Consider the following 17,272-nt stretch of genomic DNA (forward strand, 5'->3'; position numbering starts at 1 on the left):
AAAACCAATCAGTATGAACCGTATTCAACATATTGTTTCCGTTGCTGCCGCAGCCTTGTTGCTGCACAGCTGTCAGGGCCGGCTGGACCTGCAACCCAAAGACCAGCTTACCGAAAAAACAACGTTTACACAATACGATAATATCAAGGCATACGCCTGGCAATTTTACGAAGTGTTTCCCGGCTATGCGCCCGCAAGCGTGAACAAGGAGTATGATGCGGACCTGTTCCTGAATGCCAATCCCAACGGCGAATCCAACTGGATATGGCAGCGTGTGACGATCCCTTCTGCCACTGACGATTACAAAGACCCTTATGCCAGGATACGGGCGGTGAACATCATGCTGGACAACCTGGACCAGTCACCGATTTCAGCATCGGATAAAGACCACTGGCGCAGCGTGGGGTATTTTTTCCGGGCCTATAGCTATGCTAACCTCGTGAATAAATACGGCGATGTGCAGTGGGTGGACAAAGCCCTGTCTGATAGCGACGCAGACCTGCTCTATGGCAAACGTACGCCACGTGCCGAAGTGACGCAGAAAATCCTCGACCAGCTGTTGTGGGCGGAAGCGCATATCAAACCGGCAGGCGACGGTCCCAATACCATCAACGTAAACGTGGTGCGGGCACTGATCTCCCGCTTCGGGCTCACAGAAGGCACATGGCGTAAGTACCACCAGCTGGGCGACCCGCTGCCCTATTTGAGGGCCAGCGCAGACGCCGCCGCCAAACTGGTGAAAGATTTTCCCTTGCTGAATCCTAACTACGACCTGGATTTTAACAGTGAGTCACTGGCCGGCGTGCCGGGCATCCTGTTGTATAAACAGTACGATCAAACACAGGTGTATCATTCACTGGCATCGCTGGGGCGCAATTCTGCCGGCCGCTGGGACCTTACCAAAAAAGCTGTGGACATGTACCTGATGACCGACGGACAGACACGCTGGAGCAGTCCGTTGTTTGCCGGTGATAAATCACCCTACACCGAATTCCGTAACCGTGATAAACGTTTATACTTCACCGTGCCGCCGCCGTTCAAAGTGCTGGTAAACCATCCCAGTATGAACTGGCAGCCGACCGCCAATCCTGCGGACCAGGAGTACTTCCCGGTGATGGCCGCTATCTCCGGACCTAAAAACAAAACATTGCCCACGCTCAACTGGCAGGGGCTGGTGGTGCGGCAGGAACCGCATTTTGCAGACGACAACCAGGGACAGCCATTCAACGTGACGTATACCGGTTACCGTTTTTATAAATTCAGCAACAAAATCCAGATGGTGCAGAACCTCGATGTGAACGATGCGCCTATCTTCCGTATGGGGGAAGTGCTGATCAACTATGCCGAAGCCAAATATGAGCTGGGCGAGTTTGACCAGAGCATCGCGGAACAAACCATCAATAAGCTGCGTGCGCGCGGCGGCGTGGCGCCGTTGCAGCTGACGGCCATCCCCGATGACCCGACCCGCGACCCAACGGTGACGTCTATACTATGGGAGATCCGTCGCGAGCGCGCTATTGAACTGATGGGAGAATCGTTCCGCTTTGATGACCTGCGTCGCTGGAAAAAAATGGATTACGCCGTGCAACAGAAACTGGGCCGCTGGATTAAAAAAGGCGCCGATGTATCCGCCACCGCGCCCATTCCAGTTCAGAACGGCGCTACCGAAGGATATATCGCCTACGAGAAAGTGCCGCCCGCACCTTTTCCCGACTATTATTATCTTTATCCGGTCCCATCCAATCAAACGGTGCTGAATCCCGCGCTGGCGCAGAACCCAGGTTGGAAATAACCCATAAAAATGAACGTGATGATGAAAAAAATGCTTCTTTCGCTTTTGTCTGCCTTATTACTGACAGGAATGTCTATGCAGGCGCAGCAGCGCCCGAACATCGTGTTTATCCTTGCTGATGACCTGGGATATGGCGATCTCGGCGTATATGGCCAGCAGAAAATCAAAACGCCCAATATCGACAGGCTGGCCCGGCAGGGAATGATGTTCACCCGTTTCTATGCCGGTACTTCTGTGTGTGCGCCGTCCCGCTCTTCTTTGCTGACGGGGCAGCATACCGGTCATACGTACGTGCGCGGCAACAAGGAGATAAAGCCTGAAGGCCAGGAGCCGCTGGCAGATACGGTGCAGAGTTATGCCAGCATGCTGCAACAGGCAGGTTATGTGACAGGTGCCTTCGGTAAGTGGGGACTGGGCATGGTAGGCACTTCCGGCGCGCCTGATAAAAAGGGCTTCGACGTGTTTTACGGATATAACTGTCAGCGCCAGTCGCACCGCTATTATCCCACGCATCTGTGGAGCAATAATACCCGCATTGACCTGGAAGGGAATGACCTGACGCAGAAAAAAGTATATGCGCCGGAGTTAATACAGCAACAAACGCTGGCCTTTATTGAAAACAACCGCAGCAAACCTTTTTTCCTGTTTGTGCCGTCTATTCTGCTGCATGCGGAATTATCCGGGCCGGACGATCAGTATTACAAACAATATGAAAATGCTTTCCCCGAGAAGCCGCATCAGGGCAATGATTACGGTCCTGGCGCGCTGGTGCCCGGTTATGCTTCCGTCGAAAAGCCACATGCCACGTACGCTGCTATGGTCAGCCGCCTCGACGCCTATGTGGGCCAGATCCTCGATAAGCTGGACCAGCTGGGGCTTACACAGAACACCATCGTTATCTTCAGCAGCGACAATGGCGCACATCGCGAAGGTGGTGCCGATCCGGTGTTTTTCAATAGTTCCGCCGGTCTGCGCGGGTTTAAGCGCGATCTGTACGAAGGGGGCATCCGTACGCCTTTCATCGTAAAATGGCCGGGCAGAGTGAAATCCGGCAGCCGCAATACCTTTATGGGCGCGTTCTGGGACCTGATGCCCACCTTTACAGACATAGCAGGCGCACCAAAGCCGCCCTATACCGATGGTGTTTCCCTGGTGCCTACGCTTACCGGAAAAGGAAGGCAGGCGCAGCATCCTTACCTTTATTGGGAATTCCATGAAGACAATGGCACGCAGGCCGTGCGTATGGGCAAATGGAAAGGTTTCCGAAAAGGGGTGTCAAAAAATGCACAGGCGCCACTGGAATTATATGATCTCGACAAAGACCCGGCAGAACAACATAATATCGCTTCATCCCATCCTGATATCGTCAAAAAAATAGAAGGGTATATGAAAGAAGCGCATATTGAAAGTCCGGTATTCCCGCTGATCGCACAATAAAAAATCATCAAACAATAAAAACAGCCAGCTCATTCGTGGGCTGGCTGTTTGCATGAACGGGTATTTTTTTGTACTATTAACTACGTTTAAAATTCCCGTTTATGCATACACGTCGTAATTTCCTCCAACAGGTGGCAGCCGCCACCATGGCCATCCCGCTATCATCGCTCGCCAGTCTGGCTGCTGTGCCCCGCCGCGAGGGACAGGTGCTCAGAGTGGCACTGATGGGTTTGGGTAGCTATGCCAACCGTGTGGCAGAAGCCATGCAGTCCTGCACCAAAGCGAAGCTCACCGGTATAGTGAGCGGTACGCCCGCTAAAATAAAGGACTGGCAAAGCAAGTATGGCATCCCCGAAAAGAACTGCTACAGCTACGATACTTTCGACCAGATCAAAAACAACCCGGATATCGATGTGGTATATGTGACTACGCCGAACGCGTTGCATCACAACAATGTGATACGTGCCGCAGCGGCCGGTAAACATGTGATCTGTGAAAAGCCGATGGCCCTTAATGCCAAAGAAGGCAGGGAGATGATCGCTGCCTGTAAAAAGGCCGGGGTGCAGCTGCTGGTAGGCTACCGGATGCATTTTGAACCCAAAACGCTGGAGGTTGTCCGCATGCGTAATAACGGCGAATTTGGGAAGATCCTGTTCTTCCAGGGCCAATGTGGTTTTCGTATAGGCGACCCCACGCAATGGCGGCTGAATAAAGCGCTGGCAGGCGGCGGTTCCCTGATGGACATCGGCATCTATGCGCTCAACGGCGCCCGTTATATGGTAGGGGCAGACCCGGTATGGGTGACCGCACAGGAAACGAAAACCGACCCGGTGAAATTTAAGGAAGGGGTAGATGAAACGATACAGTTTCAGCTGGGATTTCCGGACGGCACGGTGGCTTCCTGCCTGTCGACCTACAACATGAACAACCTGGACCGGTTTTTTTTAAACGGAGAGAAAGGTTTTGCGGAACTGCAACCGTCTACCGGTTATGGTCCTATCCGTGGACGTACCCATAAGGGAGAGCTTACACAGCCGCATAAGACACATCAAACAGTACAGATGGACGAGATGGCGGGCATCCTGCTGGAAGGCAAACAGCCGGTGGTGCCGGTCAATGGCGAAGAAGCGCTGAAAGACCTGCAGATCATCGATGCTATTTACCAGGCGGTGAAAACAGGCCGTAAAGTGGACCTCCATCTCGGGTAACTATCCTCTGAAAGTGTTGGGCGCCACAGATGTTTGTTTCCGGAAGAAATTGGAGAAATGCGCCAGCTCTTCAAAGCCCAGGCTGTAAGCGATCTCGGAGATGCTCCAGTCGGTTTGTTTCAGCAGTATTTTAGCTTCCTGTAATATTCTGTTGCTGATCAGTTCCGTAGTGGTTTTACCGGTTTGGTCCTTTAATACTTTGTTGAGATGATTAACATGTACCGCCAGTTGCCCGGCGTAATCCTTCGCCGTGCGAAGGCTTATTCTGTGCTGCGGAGAAGCCACCGGGAACTGGCGTTCCAGCAGTTCCATAAATAGTGACGATACTCTTGCCGCCGCATTGTGCGACGGGTTTAACACCGCGACAGGCTGCAGTTTCTGGCCGTAGTGGATGAGTTCCATGACATAGTTGCGCAGCAGGTCGTATTTGTAGAGATAGTCGGAAGCGAGTTCTTTTTGCATTTTTCTGAAGATGGCCAGTATTTCCGTAGCTTCTTCGTCGGAAACCTGGAACACCGGCACGCCTCCCGGGCGGTAGATAGGCAGTTCTTCCAGTATTACGCCGCTTTTCATGCGGGTGAGGAATTCTGCATTAAAAATACAGAAGCAGCCATTTTGTTCTTCCTCCAGTGGTACCCAGTTGTAGGGTATTCGTGGAGTGGCAAACAGCAGGGCGTTTTTTTCTACCGGGATGATCTTGTCCGCATATTCTGCGCGGTTTTTCCCGCTAATGAGACTGATTTTGTAATAGGTGCGCCGGTTGTAGGGCATCACGCCCTGTTTGCTGACTTCCGCGGTATTAAACACGTTAAAGTGGCCTATTTCTTTGCCGGCATCTGCCGGTTGTTGTTTTTCTGTCTCCCTGTAAAAATCTTCCAGTGTACTGATATCCATAATCATGTCGGATTTGCACTGGCCAAAGGTACAAAAAGACCACTGATTTGAATTTTGCAAACAATGGATTGATACACACAACCAGCCGCAACAATAGCGGGTTTACCTTTGTAATATCAAAAACAATATTTCGTTTATGGCATCTCATAAAAAAATAGCACTGATAACAGGCGGCAGTCGTGGACTGGGCAGGAATATGGCCCTGCGTGTAGCAGAAAAAGGTATAGACGTAGTGATTACCTACCATAGCCGTAAAGATGAGGCTGATGTGGTGATCAAAGCCATTGAAGAAAAAGGCGGCAAGGCGGCGGCGCTGCAGCTGGAAGCCGGTAATATCAAGGGTTTTCCGGATTTTTTTCGACGGTTGAAAACGGTGTTGAAGGATACTTTTCAGACAGACCATTTTGATTTCCTGGTGAATAATGCCGGTACCGCATTATATAAGCCGTTTGCCGAAACAACCGAGGAGGAGTTTGACGCCGTGATGAACATCCATTACAAAGGTGTTTTCTTCCTGACCCAGCAGGCGTTGGCGTTGCTGAACGATGGTGGCAGGATTATCAATATTTCCTCCGGACTGGCGCGGTTTTCCTATCCCGGCAGTTCCGCTTATGGTTCTATGAAAAGCGCTGTTGATACGCTGACACGTTACCTGGCCAAAGAGCTGGGGCCGCGTGGCATAGGTGTCAATGTAGTGGCTCCGGGCGCTATCGAGACAGATTTCGGTGGTGGTCATGTAAGGGACACCCCTGAAGTCAATAAGACCATAGCGGCCGCCACAGCATTGGGCCGGGTGGGGTTACCGGAAGATATCGGCGGTGTGGTGGCGTTCCTGCTCACCGAAGATGGCCGTTGGATTAATGGCCAGCGGATAGAAGTGTCCGGTGGTATTCATCTGTGACCGTGACCGCCGGCAGATGTGATTGTTGCTGATGCCCCTGAGTGGGTAGATGAATAATAAAACAGCCATGGATGTTGAATCCATGGCTGTTTTTATTTCTGTTGTGATTTTTTTACATCTCCTGCGAATAATATAATAGGTAGATGCTATCACGTAGTTGGTTGCAAAACTATTTTCTCCACGTGATCGTCGCTGATTTCGTCTCCGCAGAATTGGTTCCAATGCGGATGATGAATTCGCCGGGCTCCCAGACGTATTGCAGGTCGCTGTTATAGAACTTCAGGTCTTGCGTAGAAATATTGAAACTGACTTCCTTGCTTTCGCCGGGTTGCAGGGATATTTTACGGAACCCGATGAGGTCTTGTACAGAGCGGGTGACAGAGGCTACCGGGTCGGAGAGGTAGAGCTGCACCACTTCTTCCCCTGCGTATTTTCCGGTGTTGGTAACGGTAACGCTGGCGGTGATGGTTTCATTACCGGATGGGTTTTGTTTGTTCACTTTTACGTCACTGTAAGAGAAGGTGGTATAGCTGAGGCCATAGCCGAACGGGTACAGAGGCGTATTGGGAACGTCGAGGTAATCGGATTTGAATTTCTGGAAGGCGGTGCCTTCCAGTGGGCGGCCGGTATGTTTATGATTATAGAACACCGGTATCTGGCCTACGTTACGGGGGAAGCTGGCCGTGATTTTCCCGGACGGGTTGTAGCGGCCAAACAGTACGTCCGCGATGGCGTTGCCAGCTTCGGTGCCGGGGAACCACGCATCGAGGATGGCGGTCACGTTGGCGTCTTCCCAGGAAATGGTCATCGGGCGGCCGTTCATGAGCACAAGCACTACGGGTTTGCCGCTTTTAACGAGTGCTTTGAGCAGCGTGCGCTGACTTTCGGGGATGTCGAGGTTGCTGCGGCTGGCGCTTTCACCGCTCATTTCGGAGGCTTCGCCTAATACGGCTACCACTACATCAGCTTTCTGGACAACGTTGAATGCTTCGTGCAGCAGCTGGTCCGGGCTGCGGCTGTCTATTTCCGCGCGGGGACCGAACACGTTCACGTTTTTGGCGAGCGTGGTGTCATCGGTGAGGTTGGCACCTTTGGCATATAATATTTTCACGCTGTCGCCCACTACGTTGCGGATACCTTCGCGAACGGTAACGGCCTGTTGCAGGTCGCCGGATACGGCCCAGGTGCCCAGCATATTGTTTTTGCTGTCAGCGAGCGGGCCTATGAGAGCGATGGTGCCTTTAGCGGCGAGGGGCAGCGTTTGCCGGTCGTTTTTCAGCAGCACGAAAGAGCGGGCGGCTGTTTCGCGGGCAACGGCCCTGTTGGCCGGCGTCAGGATTTCTTTGGCTGCACGGTCTTCCCGGATATAACGGTAAGGGTCATCGAAGAGGCCCAGTTTATATTTGGTTTCCAGTACGCGGCGGCAGGCGTTGTTGATGTCCTGCAGGGTCACTTTACCTTCCTGTAATGATTTTTTCAGGGTGGTCAGGAAACCTTCGCCTACCATGTCCATATCCAGGCCGGCCTTAAGGGCCAGCGCAGATACGGCTTGCAGGTCGCCGAGGCCATGGGCCATCATTTCATTGACAGCGGTGTAGTCACTTACGACGAGGCCCTTGAAGCCCCATTGTTTGCGGAGCAGGTCGGTGAGCAGCCATTTGTTGCCGGTGGCGGGCACGGCGTCGATATCATTGAAAGAAGTCATGATGCTGCCAACGCCTGCGTCGATAGCGGCTTTATACGGAGGGAGGTAGTACTGGTACATTTTGATGCGGCTCATGTCTACGGAGTTGTAGTCGCGGCCGCCTTCAGCAGCGCCATAGAGGGCAAAGTGTTTTACGCAGGCCATGAGGGTATTGCCCTGGCTGTAGTCTTTGCCCTGGTAGCCTCTTACCATGGCTTCGGCTATGCGTGAGCCAAGATAGGGATCTTCGCCGGAACCTTCGGCTATGCGGCCCCATCTGGGATCGCGGGAGATATCGACCATAGGGGAGTAGGCCCAGGAGAGACCGTCGGCGGTGCCTTCCAGCGCAGCGATGCGGGCGCTGCGTTCAATCAGTCCCATGTCCCAGGAGGCGGAGAGGCCCAGCGGAATGGGGAAGATGGTTTTATGTCCGTGGATAATGTCAAGTCCGAAGATCAACGGGATGTGCAGCCTTGAATTTTTAACGGCGATGTCCTGTATCTTGCGGATCTTTTCCGGGCCGGTGATGCCAAAGAGGCCGCCTACATTGCCTTTGCGGATATTGTCATCCACCCCCTGGCTGACTACCGAGCCGGTAACGGTACCGCCTCCCGGCACTACGAGGTTGAGCTGGCCGATTTTTTCCTCTAAAGTCATTTTGCCCATCAGATTGCCGACAAAGGCGTTCATTTTGGCATCCTGTGCGTGTGTTTCCGTGGCGACTACCAGTAGTAGTCCGATTAGTAGCTTCTTCATCTCGTGTATTTTAAGGCCCGTTGGCGGGCCGTTTTCAGGGTATCCGGTAAGATACGAAAGCAAGCCGCCGTCCGTCGGGAGACCACGAAGGTACATTGATTGTGCCTTGTCCGCCAAAGAAAACCGGCGTTAAATCACGGACGGTCTGACTAACGATATCGAGCAAACGAAGCTGCACGTTTTTTCCGAAAGGATGTTCCTGTTGCTGGTCTTCCATGAAACTGAGGAATACGACCAGTTTTCCGTTGGGCGACGGATGCGGGAACCAGTTGGCGTAACGGTCATCTGTGAGCTGCTCTGGGGCGCTGCCATCGGCCTTCATTCGCCAGATCTGCATCCGGCCGGTGCGGAAGGAATTGAAGTAAATATGCTGGCCGTCAGGAGCGTAATCCGGACCGTCATCCAGTCCTTTTTCGCGGGTGAGCCTCTTTTCGGGCCCGCCGCCTGCGGGAACGGTATAGATGTCGAAATCGCCGTTGCGAAGCCCTACAAAGGCAAGGGTGCTGCCATCGGGGCTCCAGCTATGCCAATAGGAGGGCGATTGACGGGTGAGCTGCTGCAGGGGCCCTCCTTCGGCAGGCGCGGTGAAAACATGGGAGCCGTTGGTGCCGCTGCTGACGGCGAGCTGCGAGCCGTCCGGAGAGAAGCCATGATCGTTGTTGGCCTGCAAGGTGCTGTCAAACGGCAATTCGTCAGTTACCCGGTCGTTTAGCCAGTACCGGTATAACCTGCCTTTTTTGTTGAACAGCAGGTAACGGCCGTCTTTCGACCAATTGGGCGATTCCAGCAGCGTGGCCTCGGAATACACAACGGTGCGCTTGCCGGTGGCCACATCAATGACTTCCAGGGAACTGTGTACATGGGCAGGTACCTGTGCCCGAGTGTGGCCGGCACACAGGAAAATAGCAACAATGCCTGTCAGTGTACGTAGCAGTGGTATATGTGTAACCATATCTATGAGGTGCGACCAGGGTTTCAGAAGAGGAGCGTTCGTCTACAGGGGAAGGGCTTTACTACCGTATTGTGTTCTCGTGTACTGAAAGATAAAAAGTCTTTTTGATATGTGCGGTTTAAATTGTGTTGGCAGGAAAGCGGTACAAAGGATTAGCCCGTTGCCGGCGGAGCCGGCAGTTGCAGTCAGGGCATTTTTTTTGAGCCCAGTTACAAAAACATATTTATGGCAACGAAGAAAAAAGTATCCAGGCCAAAAAGAAAATGGTCTGCCCGTGTAACCATGCCGGAAGCCACCGTGGAAAATGTGCTGCACGCGGTCAGCAGGGCGTTACAACTGGCCTGGCGGTCGGTTGTCTGTAAGTGGTGCGACCTAATAATTCATCGCACCGATGGTAGATGTATTCCATGGAAGGCTGCCGCGTCCAGTCGATCGTGCAATGAAGATGCTGAAGCAGTGGCGCCCACCGGTGCGGTTCTCCGTCCATACTGATCACCAGGCTCGGCGTAGCGGTGGCTGCGGCAATATGGGACACGCCGGTACAGTTGCATATCAGCGCGCGGCTGCTTCTGATCAGTTGTGCCATACAACCCAGAGAAGTACCACCGGCCAGGTCTATGGCCGGAAACCGCATGTAACGCTTTACTTCCGCGGTAAGGTTTTTTTCCTGTGCAGTGCCGGTGAGCACAATTTTCCAACCCTCACTGGCGAGGTAATCGGCTATAGCGGCAAAGCAAGCTGCCGGCCATTGCCGCTCAGGCACGCTGGCGCCGGGATGTATGCAAACATATTCGTAGTCGCCAGCAGGCAGCGCCAGGGCTACAAAGGCCCGTTTGTCCGCGGAGGTCAGTGGAAATTCCAACATGGTATTGGGGGCCGGAACACCTATATGTTCCAGCAAATGCAGATGCCGGTTGATCTCATGCAGGTCTTCCGGATAAGTAGTGAACAGGGATGACGGCGGTCTCTCTCCGGCAGGCATGAAACCCGCAGTATACCTGGCATTCCATTGCATTACAATATCATTGATGATGGTGCCGTCGCCCTGCATTTGCAGCGCCAGGTCATAATGCGTCTGCCGTTGCTTTTGCATGAAAGTGGCAAAAGCAGCGGTGTCAGGCTCCTTTTCCGGCAAACCGGCAATGCCGGGAAATATGACAAGGTCATCGATATAATGGGAAAAACGTTCCCTGAAGATGGCAGCCGATGGTAGTCCGGCGAGGGTGATATGCGCCCGCGGATACGCGAGCCGCAAGGCCCTGAATGCGGGAACAGTGCATAAAAGGTCGCCCAGTTTCAGGGCCCTCAGTATGATAATTCGTTGCACATCTTGTAACATGGCGGTGGATGTTAATGGTTACATAAAAAATGAGCGATATCTAATCATGCCGTAAATATGCCAGTACACCGAGAGGAAAGGATCGGTCCTCTTCCGCGCTATCACTTTATATTCATCTGATGAATGTAAAAAACCAAGGTGAGTGGTTATTTTTTCATAAAGAAGGCCCAGCAAATGCAGCATGTCAACCTGGCTGATGCGCGTAGTCTGCAGATGATGTGGGTAACCGTCTGTCAGCTGACCAGGCGCATTGGCAATGGCTTGCAAAAAGATGGGGTCCCACGGCGACAGCCATTTCTCCGGCATCTCTTTACCGGCGGGGAAAAGCGGAAGGTTGATTTCCGCTTCTTCCCCCGTTCCGGCAGGCATCAGTAAATAAGGGTCAAAGGAGTAAGCAAAATGATCAACCTGGTGTAATGTAATCCCGGCTGACTGCAAACAATAGTTGATAGCGTGGTAAGGCAACTTGTAGGCTGCGAAAGGGATGGGTCTTTTCCCATGTTTGATGTGCGTAAAACGTTCGTCTTCCGCGGCCGCCACCAGCTGCCCGTCTTTTACAAGACAGGCGGCAGAATCGTGGAAAGCAGCGTTAATGCCTAAGGTATACATAGTCGATGGATGATTAAAAACAAAAATTTAACAGGTTAGCAGCAGTAGTTCAGGCATTTCCTGAACTTCCCTCTTGTTCTTCTCCAGGTTCCCATTCAATATCGTCAGCCTCTTCATCAGAGGGACTGTTTTCTTCAAGGTCCTCTTCATCCAGTACAGGATCAGTTTCTTCCACTGTTTCGTTGTCATCCTCAGCGGGATTGTCTCCCGGGTCTGCGTCTGCGGCTGTAGGCACAGGCACTCGCTGCATCGCTGCACCCGGTAAAAAGGAAGGGCGTTTCCGCCGCATAGTTGATGTAGGTGTTGGAAATAACATAAGCGTGATTTTAGTTTTATAAGCCCAAAGACTACGCCATGATGCCAAACCGCTTCCAATCCCTGCTGCGGTATAAATATGCGGAAACACTTACTCATCCAATAGGGGAAACGGGATACAGAATGGGAGATATTTTACAGCATGTACCCGGTTAAAATCTGCTGCTAAAGGCTGTACCCGTAAAAAATAGTATCTTTGCCCGCATTTTTTAGTGAAAGCATCATGAAACTGGAAGAACAATTACAGCAAAGAAGCGGCAACCAATGTGAGTTGTGCGGATCTACAGACAACCTTAAAATGTATGACGTGGCACCCCGCTCCGGCGATGGCCCAGACAGCACCGTGCTGATCTGTGATACCTGCCGCGCGCAGATTGAACGCAAGGCCGAGCTGGACAACAAACACTGGAGCTGCCTCACCACGGCCATGTGGAGCGAAGTGCCGGGTATCCAGGTACTGTCCTGGCGCATGCTGCACCGGCTGAAAAAAGAAAGCTGGGCCATGGAAGCCCTCGACATGCTGTACCTCGATGAGGAAACACTGGCATGGGCACAGGCCACCGGCGATCATGACAACGACGACGCCGTGGAACTGCACCGCGATTGTAACGGCAACGTGCTCCAAAACGGAGACAGCGTGACCCTTATCAAATCCCTCGATGTAAAAGGTTCTACTCTGAATGCTAAAATGGGCACGGTGGTGAAAAACATCCGCCTCGTGGAGGATAATACAGAACAGATTGAAGGAAAAATAGAAGGGCAGCTGATCGTCATTCTCACCAAATACGTAAGAAAGCAGAACTAAGTTACCTCGGCATGCTGATGGCATCCATGAACTGCTTCAGCGGACCTGAAAGAAGCGGGAGCTTTTTTATTCTTTCTTTTTTTCTTCCATGTGATGCTCATAGCCTTTTACATTGACTAAGAATATCAACAGGATCACAATGATCACCACCAGTACGATGTAGGCGATCATAAAAGGAAAATTATAGATACTGAGGGGCATCAGGTTGGGTTCTTTCTGTCCTGGCCTGGAGAAAGGCGCTGTATCGGCCTGCGGCGCTTTTCCGGCTTCTTCTTTTACATAGGCCAGGATGTCGCGGATCATGTCGTCTGAAAGATCGGGATGGTCCGGCATCGCCACCTGGTTATTGGCATTATACACGGCCAACGCTTCTTTATCGCCTGCTTTTACCATACTCTGGGACGCTTTCACAAAGCGGATGATCCATTCTTCGCTGTGGCGCTGGTCTACACCGGCAAGGGCGGGGCCGGTCAGTTTTTTATTCACGTTATGACAGGAGGCGCAGCGCGCCTGAAACAGTTTTTTACCTTCTGCCGGATTGGCGGCCTTCGCGGAGAAGCAGTATAGCAATAATATTAGGCCGATCAGTTTACTGTTCATGTTGCAGTTTTTTGATGTCCCTGATCAGCTGGTCTACAGCTGATGCGGACGTGCCTTGATAATAACCTCTGATATGTTGTTGCTGGTCGAGCAGTACGATATTTTCACTGTGGATGAAATCGTCCGGTCCTCCGTCGCCGTCTGTGGCCGTGATGTAAAGTCCTTTTCGGGCGAAGCGGTAGAGCGATGGTTTATCACCGGTGAGGAGCGCCCAGCCTTTGGCTGGCAAGGCAAACCGCCGGCTGTACCGCAGTAGCGCGGCGCTGCTGTCCCGCACGGGGTCTACTGTCAGGGACAGGAAAGCAATGCCTGTATCGCTGCCGGCAGCAGCGTATACCCGTTGCAGTTGGTGCATCATCGCAGGACATACCACCGGACAGGAAGTAAAGAAATAGTTCGCTATGGTGATATGCTGCTGTAACCGTGTATTCGTCACCGTATCACCGTATTGATCGGTAAAGGCGAATACCGGCAATACCGCTGCCTGTTGCGAACTGTTGACGATGGTGTTGTTGGGGCCGTACCATGGCAGGGGAGCATAACGGTCTTCTGTCCACCGCACGAGGCTGTAAGCCAGCAACGGCACGCAGATCAGCAGCGCCGCCGCTGTCTTCCAGGAATACAATATGTGCCGGAAGCGGTGATGCATGTCATGGTTTTTTATGCACGATGGGCGTGGGGTCGGTCGGTAAATAAGGCGGCGCCTTTTTACCGGTATTGTTCAACGCATCGGAAATGGCCGGCAGGTAAGTCATGAAGAGAATGAAGCCCATCAGGATGAGCCACGGCCGGAAGGTATCGAACAAGGGAATTCGTTTTTCCTCATGCAGGCTTTCGCTCACCGGGAAATCGATCATCGGCTCGGCGCTGCGCTTGCGCAGGAAAGTACCGAAGAACACGATGAAATATAAAAAGCCTGCGGCAAACATAATGCCGCCGCCGGCGAGTCCCAGCATGCTGGAAATAACCCAGTACGGATGGTACTGTTCACTGGCGGGATTGAGGTAAGTGAGGCCCATATTGGTACGGCGCGGTTCTCCCATCAGCCCGCCCCACATGAGCCCGGCGGAAAAGATCAGCACGCCCACGGTCCACAGATAAGGTATAATGGTATTAATAGCCGGCAGGTATATCTTTTTACCGGTGAGCTGCGATACCAGGAAAATCGACATGCCCAGGATGGCCAGGAATACCGGGCCGGCTACGGTGAGATGAAAATGTCCGGGTATAAAGGCGGTATTATGTACCGTGTTGTTCAGGGAATAGGAAGCGTTGACCAGCCCCGTCAGTCCGCCGAAAATAAAGAGGATCAGCCCATTGATGAGGTATCCGAAGAGAAACACGTCTTTCCGGAAGAACGGCAGTTTCCATATCCAGCTGTATAACCCTTTACCACCCCGCAGCCAGGAGGCATGTTCCAGCGAAGCGGCAATGGTGAATGCGGTAATAAAGCTGGGAATGGCCACGGCAAAGGTAAGCAGTGACTGGGTGAGCTTGATGCCCCGGCCAATGGATGGGTCGCCAAACTGGTGATGTACGCCAATGGGAATGGAAAACAACAGGAAAAGGAAAAAGGCAATGCGCCCTGCGGTGCCGGAGTAGAGCTTGCCCCCGGCCAGTTTGGGCAGCATGGTGTAAAACATGATATAGGCGGGGAGGAGCCAGAAATATACCAAGGCATGGCCAAAGAACCAGAACAAGGTACGGGCCAGCATCACGTTTACGCCGGCAGTCCACCCCAGGCTCCAGGGCACCAGCAGTACCAGCACTTCATAGGCTACCGCTAACGTACATACGAACCATATGGTGAAATTGACCAGCGTGCCTATCACGGCCAACGGCGTATTCTCTTCCCGGTGTTCCCTCTTCCACTGCACATATACCACGGCCCAGTCCCAGTAAGCTACCCAGGAGCCAACGATCAGCATGGCAGTGCCGATATAAAATGCCGGATGTGCTTTTAATGGCGGATAGAAAGTATAGAGTACCGATGCTTTGCCCGATAATATGGCGGCAGCGGCCATCAGCGTGCCGACTATCATCAGTACCAAAGACAGCATGGACGCTTTACGCCCCGGTTCGCGCTTCAGGAAGAAGGCGATGGTAGCATGACCAAAGGCCACTGCAAAAAAAGTGGTGAGCACAATGGCATTGATCACACCATGTAGCGTGAGGCCCTGGTAGTAGTCCAGCTTCGCCACCGAAGCCTGGTGGATCACGCCGGCCCGGTAAATCACCTGCATCAACCCGTGATAAATGCCAATGGTGAGTAACAATACCGGTACAAACAGTTCTGCAAGGATGATGTTCCTAAGGTATCTGCTTACATTCATCGCGACTTATTTTTTGGGATAGTTGACAATTATTTCTGCCTGCATGTTCTGATGGCCGGTGCCGCAGAATTCATGACATACGACTTTATATACGCCTGGCTGGTCAAACCGCACCGTCGTTTTGGCGACGCCTCCGGGAACACCCATCAGGTTTACATTTTTGTTGTAGATATCGAAGCCGTGTACCACGTCCTGCGAGGTGAGGAACAGGTCCACTTCGCTGCCCACCGGTATATAGGTGATGGCCGGCTCAAAGCTCCACATCCGGGCGACGTAGAAGATCTGATAGGTGGTTTTGTCGATCTGGTTGACCCTGGCGGTTTCATACGATTTATCGTAGGGAAGGCATTCTGTTACATCCGCTTTTTTAGCGCCCATCGCGTAAAACAGGGAGAAAATAAAAAGGCCGGACAACAGTAATGCCGCAATGATGACGTTCCGTTCAAATTTGTCGATCATGAGGAAATAGTTTATATCCTGGAAAGCATGAGGAAATAGATGCCGAACCATATTATCAGTCCTAATACCACCAGCAGCGCGAAGAAGGCGATGGCGCCCCGTGGAACGAATTTTTCCTGGTTGTTGGATTCTTGCATAAGACAGGATTTAAGAGAGATATCTCTTTGTTATACAAAAAATCGCCGGAAATGTTTGATGTTTTGTTTTTGGGGAGATAAAAAAGCCCCGGGGGACCGGGGCGGATTATTTGTTTATTGGGTGATTTGTTTATTTCAGGAAGCCGGGTTGCCTGTAAGCGGGATCGGGGTACTTATAGAAGCCCTCTCCGGTGGCGGTGCCGAGTTTTCCTTTGTCGATAAAGTTTTCTTTCAGGAAGGCAGCTGCTTTTGCCTTTTCCGGATCTTTGGTTTTTTCAGCGGCCATATTGGTGATATTGTAGGCGGTGGTGAGCCCCACGACGTCCAGTATGCCGAACGGTCCCAAAGGTGCGCCGGTGGCCACCATCCATGTCTTGTCGATGGTTTCCACATCGGCCACGCCTCTTACCAGCAGCGTGGTAGCGGCATCCAACAGCGGCACCAGCAGGGAGTTGACGATATAACCGGGTTGTTCTTTGTGCAGCGGAAGTGCCACCATGCCAATAGATTTGGCAAAGGCTACTACGGTATCGAAGGCTGCTTTGCCTGTGCCGGGATGCCCCATGATTTCTGCCGTATTGTGTTTCCAGATTTCATTGGCAAAATGAAGGGACAGGAAACGGTCCGGTCTTCCGGTGGCGGCAGCAAACTGGCTGGGCAGCAGGGTGGAGGAGTTAGTGGCGAAAATAGTGTCCGGGTCTGCCACGGCAGCCAGCTTTTGGTAAAACTCCGTTTTGATGGACGGGTTTTCCGGGATGGCTTCTATCAACAGATCGGCGCCCTTAACGGCGGCTGCCAGATCGGTGAAGTAACGGATACGGCCCAACGCAGCGTCAGTGTCTGCTTTTTCCAGGTGAAGGTCACGCTGATAGGAGCCTGCCAGCTGTTGAAAAGTGGCTTTGGCTTTTTCGAGCACGGCGTCGCTGATATCGTACACATTGACCTGGTACTGATGGACTGCGGACTGAAAGGCTATCTGGGCGCCTAATACGCCGCTGCCGGCCACGGTAACTGTTTTTATATTCATATGCTAAGATTGTTGCGGTGATGG

17 protein-coding genes are annotated in these 17,272 nt (G+C 52.4%); 5 read left to right on the top strand and 12 right to left on the bottom strand.

The window, feature by feature from the left end; translation table 11 throughout:
* The first annotated feature begins 13 nt into the window (after nucleotides 1-13).
* From ACTJJS_RS04010 to ACTJJS_RS04020, 3 genes are all read left to right on the top strand, one after another.
* Complete coding sequence (locus ACTJJS_RS04010; RefSeq protein ID WP_440662517.1) at nucleotides 14-1,792, top strand: RagB/SusD family nutrient uptake outer membrane protein; 1,779 nt, start codon at nucleotides 14-16, stop codon at nucleotides 1,790-1,792.
* Nucleotides 1,793-1,810: 18 nt separating this feature from the next.
* On the top strand, nucleotides 1,811-3,229 hold the full coding sequence (locus ACTJJS_RS04015; RefSeq protein ID WP_440662518.1) for an arylsulfatase: 1,419 nt from the start codon (nucleotides 1,811-1,813) through the stop codon (nucleotides 3,227-3,229).
* Between the two features lie 101 nt (nucleotides 3,230-3,330).
* Entirely contained in the window at nucleotides 3,331-4,437 is a 1,107-nt protein-coding gene (locus tag ACTJJS_RS04020; protein WP_440662519.1) for a Gfo/Idh/MocA family protein, read from the top strand.
* Here the strand turns inward: ACTJJS_RS04020 and ACTJJS_RS04025 are convergent, their stop codons facing one another.
* On the bottom strand, nucleotides 4,438-5,331 hold the full coding sequence (locus ACTJJS_RS04025) for a helix-turn-helix domain-containing protein (RefSeq protein WP_440662520.1): 894 nt from the start codon (nucleotides 5,329-5,331) through the stop codon (nucleotides 4,438-4,440).
* A gap of 136 nt (nucleotides 5,332-5,467) precedes the next feature.
* Here ACTJJS_RS04025 and ACTJJS_RS04030 point away from each other — a divergent pair, with 136 nt between their 5' ends.
* Nucleotides 5,468-6,232 (top strand): SDR family oxidoreductase, encoded by a 765-nt coding sequence (locus ACTJJS_RS04030; RefSeq protein ID WP_440662521.1) that lies wholly within the window; start codon nucleotides 5,468-5,470, stop codon nucleotides 6,230-6,232.
* Nucleotides 6,233-6,401: 169 nt separating this feature from the next.
* On the opposite strand, the gene bglX is transcribed toward ACTJJS_RS04030, so the two are convergent.
* The 5 genes from bglX to ACTJJS_RS04055 all read right to left on the bottom strand — a co-directional run bounded on the left by bglX (nucleotide 6,402) and on the right by ACTJJS_RS04055 (nucleotide 11,888).
* Nucleotides 6,402-8,672: a beta-glucosidase BglX gene (gene bglX, locus ACTJJS_RS04035; protein WP_440662522.1), complete on the bottom strand. Its 2,271-nt coding sequence runs from the start codon at nucleotides 8,670-8,672 to the stop codon at nucleotides 6,402-6,404.
* A 34-nt stretch (nucleotides 8,673-8,706) separates the two neighbouring features.
* A complete protein-coding gene (locus tag ACTJJS_RS04040; RefSeq protein WP_440662523.1) occupies nucleotides 8,707-9,624 on the bottom strand; it encodes a hypothetical protein in 918 nt (305 codons plus the stop codon).
* 319 nt (nucleotides 9,625-9,943) lie between these two features.
* Nucleotides 9,944-10,963 carry a glycosyltransferase family 9 protein gene (locus ACTJJS_RS04045; RefSeq protein ID WP_440662524.1) on the bottom strand — a complete coding sequence of 340 codons (1,020 nt, stop codon included), beginning with the start codon at nucleotides 10,961-10,963 and terminating at the stop codon, nucleotides 9,944-9,946.
* 18 nt (nucleotides 10,964-10,981) lie between these two features.
* Complete coding sequence (locus ACTJJS_RS04050; protein ID WP_440662525.1) at nucleotides 10,982-11,572, bottom strand: carbamoyltransferase N-terminal domain-containing protein; 591 nt, start codon at nucleotides 11,570-11,572, stop codon at nucleotides 10,982-10,984.
* A 49-nt stretch (nucleotides 11,573-11,621) separates the two neighbouring features.
* Complete coding sequence (locus ACTJJS_RS04055; RefSeq protein WP_440662526.1) at nucleotides 11,622-11,888, bottom strand: hypothetical protein; 267 nt, start codon at nucleotides 11,886-11,888, stop codon at nucleotides 11,622-11,624.
* A gap of 195 nt (nucleotides 11,889-12,083) precedes the next feature.
* Here ACTJJS_RS04055 and ACTJJS_RS04060 point away from each other — a divergent pair, with 195 nt between their 5' ends.
* Nucleotides 12,084-12,692, top strand: a complete 609-nt coding sequence (locus tag ACTJJS_RS04060) for a PhnA domain-containing protein (protein ID WP_440662527.1) — start codon at nucleotides 12,084-12,086, stop codon at nucleotides 12,690-12,692.
* Nucleotides 12,693-12,758: 66 nt separating this feature from the next.
* Here ACTJJS_RS04060 and ACTJJS_RS04065 read toward each other — a convergent pair whose 3' ends face one another.
* The 6 genes from ACTJJS_RS04065 to ACTJJS_RS04090 form a co-directional block, all read right to left on the bottom strand.
* Complete coding sequence (locus tag ACTJJS_RS04065; RefSeq protein WP_440662528.1) at nucleotides 12,759-13,292, bottom strand: c-type cytochrome; 534 nt, start codon at nucleotides 13,290-13,292, stop codon at nucleotides 12,759-12,761.
* Complete coding sequence (locus ACTJJS_RS04070) at nucleotides 13,282-13,941, bottom strand: SCO family protein (RefSeq protein ID WP_440662529.1); 660 nt, start codon at nucleotides 13,939-13,941, stop codon at nucleotides 13,282-13,284. The genes ACTJJS_RS04065 and ACTJJS_RS04070 overlap by 11 nt, the downstream gene beginning before the upstream one ends.
* Nucleotide 13,942: 1 nt before the next feature.
* Nucleotides 13,943-15,625: a cbb3-type cytochrome c oxidase subunit I gene (locus tag ACTJJS_RS04075; protein WP_440662530.1), complete on the bottom strand. Its 1,683-nt coding sequence runs from the start codon at nucleotides 15,623-15,625 to the stop codon at nucleotides 13,943-13,945.
* Between the two features lie 6 nt (nucleotides 15,626-15,631).
* Entirely contained in the window at nucleotides 15,632-16,084 is a 453-nt protein-coding gene (locus tag ACTJJS_RS04080) for a hypothetical protein (protein WP_343744912.1), read from the bottom strand.
* 11 nt (nucleotides 16,085-16,095) lie between these two features.
* Complete coding sequence (locus tag ACTJJS_RS04085) at nucleotides 16,096-16,221, bottom strand: cytochrome c oxidase subunit 2A (protein WP_168869129.1); 126 nt, start codon at nucleotides 16,219-16,221, stop codon at nucleotides 16,096-16,098.
* A gap of 130 nt (nucleotides 16,222-16,351) precedes the next feature.
* Nucleotides 16,352-17,248 (bottom strand): 3-hydroxyacyl-CoA dehydrogenase, encoded by an 897-nt coding sequence (locus ACTJJS_RS04090; protein ID WP_440662531.1) that lies wholly within the window; start codon nucleotides 17,246-17,248, stop codon nucleotides 16,352-16,354.
* Nucleotides 17,249-17,272 lie beyond the last annotated feature (24 nt).

Origin of the sequence: Chitinophaga sp. 22308 (genome assembly GCF_052045305.1) — a bacterium.
Classification (GTDB): domain Bacteria; phylum Bacteroidota; class Bacteroidia; order Chitinophagales; family Chitinophagaceae; genus Chitinophaga; species Chitinophaga varians_A.

Bases quoted from the DNA above. Each gene is read 5' to 3' on its own strand.
- ACTJJS_RS04010 (WP_440662517.1), top strand. From the start codon at position 14: ATGAACCGTATTCAACATATTGTTTCCGTTGCTGCCGCAGCCTTGTTG.
- ACTJJS_RS04015 (WP_440662518.1), top strand. From the start codon at position 1,811: ATGATGAAAAAAATGCTTCTTTCGCTTTTGTCTGCCTTATTACTGACA.
- ACTJJS_RS04020 (WP_440662519.1), top strand. From the start codon at position 3,331: ATGCATACACGTCGTAATTTCCTCCAACAGGTGGCAGCCGCCACCATG.
- ACTJJS_RS04025 (WP_440662520.1), bottom strand. From the start codon at position 5,331: ATGGATATCAGTACACTGGAAGATTTTTACAGGGAGACAGAAAAACAA.
- ACTJJS_RS04030 (WP_440662521.1), top strand. From the start codon at position 5,468: ATGGCATCTCATAAAAAAATAGCACTGATAACAGGCGGCAGTCGTGGA.
- bglX (WP_440662522.1), bottom strand. From the start codon at position 8,672: ATGAAGAAGCTACTAATCGGACTACTACTGGTAGTCGCCACGGAAACA.
- ACTJJS_RS04040 (WP_440662523.1), bottom strand. From the start codon at position 9,624: ATGGTTACACATATACCACTGCTACGTACACTGACAGGCATTGTTGCT.
- ACTJJS_RS04045 (WP_440662524.1), bottom strand. From the start codon at position 10,963: ATGTTACAAGATGTGCAACGAATTATCATACTGAGGGCCCTGAAACTG.
- ACTJJS_RS04050 (WP_440662525.1), bottom strand. From the start codon at position 11,572: ATGTATACCTTAGGCATTAACGCTGCTTTCCACGATTCTGCCGCCTGT.
- ACTJJS_RS04055 (WP_440662526.1), bottom strand. From the start codon at position 11,888: ATGTTATTTCCAACACCTACATCAACTATGCGGCGGAAACGCCCTTCC.
- ACTJJS_RS04065 (WP_440662528.1), bottom strand. From the start codon at position 13,292: ATGAACAGTAAACTGATCGGCCTAATATTATTGCTATACTGCTTCTCC.
- ACTJJS_RS04070 (WP_440662529.1), bottom strand. From the start codon at position 13,941: ATGCATCACCGCTTCCGGCACATATTGTATTCCTGGAAGACAGCGGCG.
- ACTJJS_RS04075 (WP_440662530.1), bottom strand. From the start codon at position 15,625: ATGAATGTAAGCAGATACCTTAGGAACATCATCCTTGCAGAACTGTTT.
- ACTJJS_RS04080 (WP_343744912.1), bottom strand. From the start codon at position 16,084: ATGATCGACAAATTTGAACGGAACGTCATCATTGCGGCATTACTGTTG.
- ACTJJS_RS04085 (WP_168869129.1), bottom strand. From the start codon at position 16,221: ATGCAAGAATCCAACAACCAGGAAAAATTCGTTCCACGGGGCGCCATC.
- ACTJJS_RS04090 (WP_440662531.1), bottom strand. From the start codon at position 17,248: ATGAATATAAAAACAGTTACCGTGGCCGGCAGCGGCGTATTAGGCGCC.